The organism is Morganella sp. GD04133 (assembly GCF_029835375.1).
Taxonomy (GTDB): domain Bacteria; phylum Pseudomonadota; class Gammaproteobacteria; order Enterobacterales; family Enterobacteriaceae; genus Morganella; species Morganella morganii_B.
This window is the reverse complement of record NZ_JAODZS010000074.1, coordinates 1-4,650: the sequence shown is the minus strand read 5'-3', so window position 1 is coordinate 4,650 and position 4,650 is coordinate 1. Positions and strand designations below refer to the sequence as shown.

Below are 4,650 nucleotides of genomic sequence, written 5' to 3'. Positions count from 1 at the left end.
AATTATGGCTTTATACCTGGATATACACCATTCTCATATAATTCATTTGATGATATGTCAGAAGAGACGTTTGGCAATTTTTTAATATCCCATGGATATCATGATTATTATGACAACTATGCTCTTTTTAAAGTACAGGATAATCTTGATGTAACGTTAATTTTTAATAAAGTTATGATGCAAAATAAAATTAAAAACAAAACTATTGAGTGAGGTTTTTGTGGTGTCTTGGACTGTGTATTATATTTCAAGGTGTTATTGCCTCTCAGGCTAGATTATCAGGTTTAGTTATGTTCTGTTTACGAAACTGGTTAATCAAACCCCATCCAGGACTTTGATGATTGGCTCCGTTATGACGAGCCCAAGTTTCGGGTACGGGAGCGATCTGCCTTTGTCAATCAAGTATTCAATGTGGGGGCTGTTTTGCGTGAAACGTCTGTCACGGTTGAGAAAAAGGCAGTCTTGGAGATTATTTTCAACAATCCCGTTATAACATTTGGTAAAATGTATCTTTTTTTTAAAAATAACTTATGTAAACAAATACAATGGGTTAGATGGTATGAAAAGTAATTATGTAGGTTTCGTTTCTATATTCACATTATTAATTTCATTTTTAGGTGCTGTTTCATTATTTGTTTATTGTAATGAGTATGGTATACCTTTTTATAAAATGATGCAATCACAAATATTTATAGCAATGGGTGTATTACATACGACTGTTGTAGTGCTATCTATTTTTTTTATATTACTTTCTTTGTTTTTTATATATAAACTTCATAAGTGGGTTCTTGTAATAGAACCAACTATAAAAGTTGTTTTTATAGAAACAAAAATACTATTGCCATTGATGGCTATATTTCCATTTTTATCACTGCTAATCATGATATATAAGGATTATAGTATATTTCTAATATTTTTATTTTCCATTCTACCTATTCCATTTTATTGCGCGTTGGTAAAGAAGACTGCTGGTAAAATAAAATCATTTTTAATAATTTATTCATTTTTTTTAATAACCCCTCAAATTTATGTTATTGCTTGTTTGTTTTTTTCTGTTTTGAATGTAATAAATCTTTCATCACGTTTAGGTATAATACTATCGTTTTTTTATTATTTTTTTGTTGTTTGCTCACTAAAAAATCAAATAAAATTTGATTTTATCAAGAGTAATATATTTTTATTATCCTTTGTTACGGTTGCTGTTATTCTAATTATTATAATAGTTGGGCGTGGTGCTGATAAAGTAATAACTAAAATTGGCGTTGGGTTTGAAGAACGTTGTTATTTATCTGAAAATATCAGACAGTATAATATTCCTGAAAAATATGTTTTTCGCAAAAATGATACTATATTGTCTTTATTTGTTTTATCTGATATTTCAAATGAAATGTATATAGGTCATAAAGAAAACGAAGAAATAAATTTTGGTTATTCATTCAAATATAAAAACCTTAATCAGGTATCTTGCAATTATCAGAAATTATGATATTTGAGTATACGTGGGGATCAACGACACAAAGGTGATGCCCTTTAGCGAAATAGAGGTGTTAACCAAAAAAGCCATTTAGCTGATGCACCAATACGACATAAGGTTAAAAGGAAGAGAGTAAGACTGCATTGCACTTATGATAACGACTTAATTTATATTTGGTTAATTTATACGCATGACGTTTAAGCCAACCTAATTGGCTGTGACCTCGATTTGATGATCGGAACCCTATGCATTGGTAAATCTGTTCTTCATACAACCGTGATTCGCTAAAACGCCATTCTACCGAATACCTTAAAACAGACATAAAAAAGCCCGGTATAACCGGGCATTGGGCATCATTTCAGTATGTTATAACGATAAAGCAATTTCCCAAAATCTTGCTTCATACTAACAAAAAGCAGAATCTCAATATTCGCTCCGTCAAAATCGTAGAGCACACGATACTCACCTTCTACATCAAGCCTTTCACGCAACATCAAACCACGATCTGAAAGGTATACGTTAAAGCGATACCGATGAGGATCTTCAGTAATGTTCGCAACGGATTCTGTTAGTAGGTTATCGACAAAACTCGCTGCCTGCTGCTGCCCGATAGTCCCACTTTTATATGATTCAATATCTTCCAAACACTGCTGCGCCAATGGCGTGACTACAACTGAAAACTGATTTGACACTCAATACCTCACTATTATTTTCTTGCGGCACGTAGCCTCCCTAAGACCTCTTCGGGGGTCATGCCTTTGCCATCTGCGATTTCCTTTTTAGCCATCATTGCCAGCTTAAAAAGGGCGTTTATATTTCTTTCCTGTTCAATTTCTCTCAGTTCCACCTGACGTTCTGCGGCGGTCTGAATGAAAAGCTCTGCTACACCGTTTTTTGTGACGTACATACCTCCTTCAAAAGTTTGTGCATTTCCAAGACTGTCTCTGGCAAGTTTCTGCGACATGGTCTGAGTCATATTTTTTTCCACTTAAAGTGAGATCTACTGGCGAGAACAGCGATCTCGTTGCTCCTTGGATAGGGCTTTGCAGAATTGCAAAGCTGGTTTCTCGCTCGCGCGACTTGTGCACGCTGAGAGATTATAACACCTCGTGGTACTATCGTGTACATATTTGTACACGCAGTGTCGCATCATGGTGTAGATTAGTAAAACGCCTATTCTGCCGAGTAACAGGCACAAAATAAGCTGGCCGGAACCAGCTTTGCGAATTTTTAGGTGTACCCCAGTATCACAGCCTGAAATGCTGCCATTTTCCCATTAGATCATTATCTATCTGTCATGTATGTTATGATCATCATTTAAGTGTCATAAACGGGTGAAAAATGTACATTCACGGTTATCTTCGCGCATCAACGAAAGAGCAGGATGCTCTCAGGGCAAAAAACAGGATTAAAGCCTTTGTGGAAGAAAAAGGATTCCGGATGGCAAGCTGGTACACAGAAAATGTTTCCGGGGCGTCACTTCAGCGACCGGCACTTTTACGGCTGCTTGATGATGCAGCACCCGGTGACATTATTCTCATCGAGCAGGTTGATCGCCTTTCGCGCATGGATGAGGACGGCTGGCAGAAATTAAAGTGCCTTATCAGTGAAAAAAACCTGGTGGTTGTCAGTCTTGACCTCCCGACGAGCCATATGGCGCTGACATCACCTGCCGGTGATGAGTTTACCCGGGCAATGCTTAAGGCGGTTAACGGGATGATGCTGGATATGCTGGCTGCTATTGCCCGCAAAGACTATGAGGATCGCCGCCGCCGTCAGAAAGAAGGGATTGCGAAAGCGAAGGTGGCCGGAAAATACCGGGGACGCCGGGCTGATGAACAGTTGCATCAAAAAATCATCGAACTTCGTGTCAAAAATAAACAGAGTATCCGTGATACCGCAAGGTTGTGTGATGTTTCAGAACGGACAGTGATACGGATTGTTAAACTCAGCGCAGGCTCCTGATGCGTATATCCCGGACGTCCGGTGTATTTGATAATGGGATAGTCTACACCCGTTTTTTAAGATGCATTACTTTTTTCGTGTTATACTACGCTTAATTAACCGTGTATATTACACGATGATTGGTGCGAGGAATCTATGGCTATAAAACAACGGGTAACCAAAAGCGTTACCATGACTGTAGAGCGAGTCTTGCTCAGTCGTGCGCGGGAGGCCGGAATTAATCTCAGTGCAACCCTGACAGCTGCGCTTGATGCGGAACTACGCCGGTATGAAGCGAAAAAATGGCAGGAGGAAAATAGTGAAGCCCTGGAAGCACTCAACCGGTTTCATGATGAACATGGTTGTTTCAGCGATGAATACAGGACATTCTAAGAATGCAGTTCACTGTATACAATAATACCGGGAAAAGTGCTGTCTATCCTATGTTGCTTGATGTAACAAGCGATATTATCGGTCAGTTGAACCGCAGGATTGTGATTCCCCTGCTACCCGTTGAAAATTATCCCGCAGGCACTCGTCCCAAACGGTTGGTTCCGCTTATCAGACTGACCGATGATAAAGAATATGCAGTCATGACACATGAAATGGCCAGTATTCCCGCCCGTTCTCTGGGTATTGTGTTTTGTGATGCCTCTCTTTATCGTACAGAAATAAAAGCGGCGATTGATTTTCTTTTTGATGGTATTTAAGAATGATAAATTAATACCGGCAGGAACCCGTAATGACTGATATATCCCGTCCCGTTCTCACGCTGAACCGTAAACCGAAAGCAGAGCCGGAAAAAAGCAAAGATACCCCGATACAGCCGGTGTTCCGCAGAAAACAGCGGATAGATGCTGTCCTGCGACCGAAAAAAAACAAAGCGGCTCCGGCCGCAAAGCCCCCTGCACCCGTCAAAAAAGCCAAAAAACCTGAACCGCCAGCGGTGAAGCCTGAAAAAGTCCCGGTTCCGCCGACACCGCCGAAAAAACGGATGAATATCATTGAGGCACTGGGGATTATTACCCGGTACTGGCCTGAACTGTTTCCGGACGGTCAGCTGCGTCCGATGAAAAATGGGCTGCGTGAAGATTTATTTCAGGACAAAAAAGCCAGAGTTTTACCGTTGTCAGCCAGAACGCTGACACGCTGTTTATCCTCTGTCTCTCATTCAATCGGCTATCGTCTGACGGTTGTTGCCGGTACAGTACGTTATGATAAGGACGGTCAGC

Annotated in this window: 7 protein-coding genes and 2 pseudogenes; 7 read left to right on the top strand and 2 right to left on the bottom strand. The window is 39.9% G+C overall.

The features are described 5' to 3' along the window. The 3 genes and pseudogenes from N7387_RS20910 to N7387_RS20900 form a co-directional block, all read left to right on the top strand. A pseudogene (locus tag N7387_RS20910) lies at nt 1-213 on the top strand (hypothetical protein); the annotation flags it as partial. Nucleotides 214-333: 120 nt separating this feature from the next. Next, nucleotides 334-426, top strand: a pseudogene (locus tag N7387_RS20905) (IS6 family transposase); the annotation flags it as partial. Between the two features lie 133 nt (nt 427-559). Next, entirely contained in the window at nt 560-1,486 is a 927-nt protein-coding gene (locus N7387_RS20900) for a hypothetical protein (protein ID WP_279800906.1), read from the top strand. 341 nt (nt 1,487-1,827) lie between these two features. Here N7387_RS20900 and N7387_RS20895 read toward each other — a convergent pair whose 3' ends face one another. Both N7387_RS20895 and N7387_RS20890 read right to left on the bottom strand, forming a co-directional pair. Further along, nucleotides 1,828-2,166 carry a type II toxin-antitoxin system RelE/ParE family toxin gene (locus N7387_RS20895; protein WP_279800905.1) on the bottom strand — a complete coding sequence of 113 codons (339 nt, stop codon included), beginning with the start codon at nt 2,164-2,166 and terminating at the stop codon, nt 1,828-1,830. Nucleotides 2,167-2,180: 14 nt separating this feature from the next. Then, nucleotides 2,181-2,450, bottom strand: coding sequence for a hypothetical protein (locus tag N7387_RS20890; RefSeq protein ID WP_219644385.1), 270 nt, complete (start codon nt 2,448-2,450; stop codon nt 2,181-2,183). Nucleotides 2,451-2,815: 365 nt separating this feature from the next. Here N7387_RS20890 and N7387_RS20885 point away from each other — a divergent pair, with 365 nt between their 5' ends. The 4 genes from N7387_RS20885 to N7387_RS20870 all read left to right on the top strand — a co-directional run. Beyond that, nucleotides 2,816-3,439, top strand: a complete 624-nt coding sequence (locus N7387_RS20885) for a recombinase family protein (protein WP_279800904.1) — start codon at nt 2,816-2,818, stop codon at nt 3,437-3,439. Between the two features lie 135 nt (nt 3,440-3,574). Continuing rightward, on the top strand, nt 3,575-3,811 hold the full coding sequence (locus N7387_RS20880; RefSeq protein WP_279800903.1) for a type II toxin-antitoxin system CcdA family antitoxin: 237 nt from the start codon (nt 3,575-3,577) through the stop codon (nt 3,809-3,811). A gap of 2 nt (nt 3,812-3,813) precedes the next feature. Further along, entirely contained in the window at nt 3,814-4,128 is a 315-nt protein-coding gene (locus N7387_RS20875) for a CcdB family protein (protein WP_262862893.1), read from the top strand. 32 nt (nt 4,129-4,160) lie between these two features. Next, nucleotides 4,161-4,650: ProQ/FINO family protein (locus N7387_RS20870; RefSeq protein ID WP_279800902.1), on the top strand; the 490-nt coding region annotated here is incomplete at its 3' end.